Genomic DNA, 3671 nt, shown 5'->3' on the forward strand with positions numbered 1-3671 from the left:
CGGCCCGCTCGGGCGACATGCCCGCCACGAGGCGCAGGCCGCGCAGCCGCTCGCCGAGGGCCGCGCGCTGCGGCCCGGCGAGGGGGGCTGCCGCCTCGGGCACCTCGGAAGGGGACGGCTCCTGCTCGGGCAGGCCCTCCGCCTTGCGGGCGAGGTCGATCACGCCGCGCAGCACGTCCAGCGACCTCTCGGACAGCCCGGAGGCCGAGGCGCCGATCGCGGCGGCCCGCAACTGGAGGTCATCGACCGCGCCCGACTCCAGGCGTTCCTCGCCGACCAGCCAGCCCACGCTGACCTGGAGGCAGGAGGCGAGCGCGCGCAGCACCTGGAGCGTGGGGTTGGCCTGCTTGCCCGTGCGGAGCTGGCTGACGTAGGCCCGGGTGATGGGGATGCCCGCCCTGGTCAGCTCGGCGGCCACCTGGGCGCCGCTGAAGCCGCGCTTCTTCAGCGCCAGGTCCAGTCGTTCGGCGAAGTTCGCCACCCCGCACCTCCCAGCCGCGCCCGTGAGGCCCCCAGCGTAGGGGAGCCGCGCGTGCCCTGCGGCACGCCCGGCCCGGCGGGCCGTCGCCCGCCGGCATTCATGCCTAAATGAAAAGTACCAGTTGACACCTCCCCCGGCCCAACGGCACCATCGGACCGACACATGGAAAGTGAGACTTGACAGCCGGACGGTTCTGGAGAGTCGCCGGCGAGGAGGTGGCCGGAGGTGACCGATCCCCAGAACGGTTCCTGGTTCGCCAGGCGGCCGAGGGCCGCACTGGCCCCGGACCGGGTGATCCAGCGCATCTGCGCCCGGGTGGTACCCGACACCAAGCGCGTCCACGTCGCCAACCTGCCGCTCGGCGGCGTGGAGGTCTGGGTCGACGGCAACGGCGACCGCTGGGTGCACTACCACCGGATGGCCCGCGAGCTGCGGCTGGCCGGGTGGCACACCGAGGTCAGCGCCGAGCGCCTCATGGTGCTCGGCTGGAGCGCCGACTGCCTGGTCCACCGCGTACGGATCCTCGACGCCGCGCTGACCGGGCGGCTGGCCGACTACGGCCGCACGGCTCGTACGGCCTTCGCGATCGGCACGAGGCTGCGCCAGGAGAGGTGCCCGGACGACCAGATCGCCACCGAGGTCCGCGCCCGGCTCGGCCGCGAGCTGCGCTGGCCCGACCGGCTCGCCGAGCTCGACGGCCTGGAGCGCACCGCGTCGCTGGAGCCGCTGCGCCTCAGGCTGGCGCAGGTGGCCGGGCTGGAGGCCAAGGTGAGCCGCCGCTGCGCGGAGCACCTCACGCTGGCCTCCCAGGTCGTCATGTCGCTGGTCGGCGGCAGGACGCAGCCCTGGGCCCGCGTACCGGGCCGCTGCGCCGGGCTGTCGGAGCGGATGGTCGCGGCCAGCGTGCCCAACCGCCCCGAGATCCCCCGCCCTGACCCCGTCACCGTCGCCCGCAGGGACCTCGCGGAGACCCCGCGATGACGCTGACGCCCTTTCGCGAGCATGTCGCCGGTCCGTTCATGGGGCCCGTGGCGCGGCCACGGACCGGGGTCCGGGGACGCTTCGCCGTACTGCGCCTGATCGCCTGCGGAGTGGTGATCGCGATCATGGCGGACAGCACGGCGACGATGCTGGCGATCCCCGTGCTGAGCCGTGACCCCATTGCCGCGGCCCTGCCGATGGCCGAGGTCACCTGGGTCAGCACGGTCAACTTCGCCGCGGTGGCCGCGCTGCTGGCCACCGCGGGGCGCTTCGCCGACCTGCTGGGCAGGCGCACCGTGCTCGCGTTCGGGCTGGCCCTGTACGGCCTCGGCGCCGCGGCGGTCATCGCGACCACGTCCTGGCCGCTGCTGCTCGGCGGCCGGCTGGCGCAGGGCGTCGGCGCCGCGCTGATGTTCCCCGCCTCGCTCGGCCTGCTGCTGGGTGAGCTGCCGGCGAACCGACGGGCCGGCGCCGTGGCGCTGTGGAGCGCGTCGTCGGGCATCGGCGCGCTGACCTTGCAGGCGGGCGGCGGCCTGCTGGTGGCCGAGTACGGCTGGCGCGGACTGTTCCTGCCCAGCGCCGGGCTGGCGGCCGGTCTGCTGATGCTGACGCCCATGCTCCCCCGCTCCCGCGACATGGTGCGCCGCGTGCCCGACGTGTTCGGCGCCGTGCTGCTGGTCGGCGCGATCGCGGCGGCCGTGCTGGCCGTGTCGATGGGCGGCGTGTGGGGATGGTCCTCCACGCGGACCCTGGCCTGCGCGGCGGCGGCCGGGCTGCTGCTGGCGGGCGCCGTCGCGACGTCGTGGCGGCACGCGGCCGGAGCGATCGACATGCGCCTGTGGCGGCGCCCCGGCTTCCTGTGGGCGGGAGGAGCCTCCCTGCTGTACGGGGCCGCGTCGTTCGTGGTGCTCGCCATGGGGCCGCTGTACCTGAAGACCTCCGGCTTCGACCCGGTCACCATCGGGCTCTGGCTGACGCCGGTGTCCATCGCCATGATCGTGTCGAGCCCGCTGGCCATGCTGGCCGGCCGGCGCATCGGCCTGAACGGCGTCATCTACGCCGGGGCGCTCGCGCTCGGCGGCGGCTGCGCCCTCATGCTCGCCCATCCCTATCCGACCTGGTGGACCCTGCTGGCCGCGCTGCTGCTGGGCGGCGGGTTCGGCGCCCTGTCCACCGGGACGTTCACGGTCGGCACGATGGCCGCCCACCCCACCCAGTACGCCTCCGCGGTCGGCGCCATCAACACCGCCCGCATGCTCGGCGGGGCGATCGGCGTGGCCGGCGCCTCGGCGCTGGTCGACCAGCCGGTGCTCGAAGGCCCGCTGCCGGGATTCGCCTCGGTGCTGGTGGGCTGTCTGATCCTGGCCATGGTGCTCGGCACCGTGGCGCTGATGCGGGTCGCCGGCCGTCCGCGCCGCCGGGCCGCACGCATGTCCAGGCGTGAGGCGGAGGAGGAGCTCATCATGCTGCGGCGGCTCCTCGCCGAGCTCCGCACCAGCTTCGTCCAGGTACGCGATGAGGCCGAGAGCGAGCTCGCCCGCTTCGGTGCGCGTGACCTGTCCGCACATAGGGCCGTCAACAGCTAGGAGTGGTCATGATCGCCGACGATGTCCGCAGGCCGTACCCGCACCCGTACGAGGTGACCGTGCGCGGCGAGAGGCCGGCGCCGCCTCCCCCCGCCGCCGACGACCACTATGCCGACGACGACCGCTACACCCCTGCCCCCTTCGCCGACGACCGCTACGCCGACGACCTCGCCGGGCCCACCCCCGCCCCCAGTTCCGGCCACGCCAGTGCCAGGACCACGGCCGCCGAGCGCACCGTGCACCGGCTGCACCACATCCGGCTGGTGTCCGACCAGGCCATCAGCGTGATCGACCAGGTGCTCGAGCACGCGTCCTGACACCCTGACCGACTTCCCGCAGGAGGAAACCATGGTCACCATCAAGGTCGAATGCCCGGCGGAGGTCGCCGAGGAACGGCAGCGGGAATTCGCCGACACCGTGGTCGGAGCCGCGGTGCACCTGCTCGGCGCCGAGCGCACCGGGGTGCTGCTCGACGTCAGCGAGGAGGACGAGGCGCGCGAGCGGCGGGAGGCGGCGTTCTGGGCCGCGGCTTGGTCGGGGTGCTGATGACCGCCGGCCTCGCCCCCTCCCCCGCCCCGCCGAGACGGCGCGCCCGCGGCAGAACCGGCCCGGCGCCGGGCAGC

At 74.6% G+C, this 3671-nt stretch carries 5 protein-coding genes; 4 read left to right on the top strand and 1 reads right to left on the bottom strand.

Annotated elements, in window-relative coordinates; translation table 11 throughout:
- Positions 1–481, bottom strand: a 481-nt coding sequence (locus DQW85_RS26015) for a helix-turn-helix domain-containing protein (protein WP_113702574.1), incomplete at its 3' end; no start/stop codon positions are given.
- 225 nt (positions 482–706) lie between these two features.
- Between DQW85_RS26015 and DQW85_RS26020 the strand changes: the two genes are divergently transcribed.
- Genes DQW85_RS26020 through DQW85_RS26035 form a run of 4 tightly spaced genes read left to right on the top strand, consistent with a single transcriptional unit; the run spans position 707 to position 3594 of the window.
- A complete protein-coding gene (locus DQW85_RS26020; protein ID WP_113702575.1) occupies positions 707–1462 on the top strand; it encodes a hypothetical protein in 756 nt (251 codons plus the stop codon).
- Positions 1459–3048, top strand: coding sequence for an MFS transporter (locus DQW85_RS26025; protein ID WP_113702576.1), 1590 nt, complete (start codon positions 1459–1461; stop codon positions 3046–3048). The genes DQW85_RS26020 and DQW85_RS26025 overlap by 4 nt, the downstream gene beginning before the upstream one ends.
- 8 nt (positions 3049–3056) lie before the next feature.
- A complete protein-coding gene (locus DQW85_RS26030) occupies positions 3057–3365 on the top strand; it encodes a hypothetical protein (protein WP_113702577.1) in 309 nt (102 codons plus the stop codon).
- Positions 3366–3396: 31 nt separating this feature from the next.
- Positions 3397–3594 (top strand): hypothetical protein, encoded by a 198-nt coding sequence (locus DQW85_RS26035; RefSeq protein WP_113702578.1) that lies wholly within the window; start codon positions 3397–3399, stop codon positions 3592–3594.
- Positions 3595–3671: the final 77 nt, after the last annotated feature.

This window comes from Nonomuraea lactucae, from assembly GCF_003313395.1.
Taxonomy (GTDB): Bacteria; Actinomycetota; Actinomycetes; order Streptosporangiales; family Streptosporangiaceae; genus Nonomuraea; species Nonomuraea lactucae.

Bases quoted from the DNA above. Each gene is read 5' to 3' on its own strand.
- DQW85_RS26025 (WP_113702576.1), top strand. From the start codon at position 1,459: ATGACGCTGACGCCCTTTCGCGAGCATGTCGCCGGTCCGTTCATGGGG.
- DQW85_RS26030 (WP_113702577.1), top strand. From the start codon at position 3,057: ATGATCGCCGACGATGTCCGCAGGCCGTACCCGCACCCGTACGAGGTG.
- DQW85_RS26035 (WP_113702578.1), top strand. From the start codon at position 3,397: ATGGTCACCATCAAGGTCGAATGCCCGGCGGAGGTCGCCGAGGAACGG.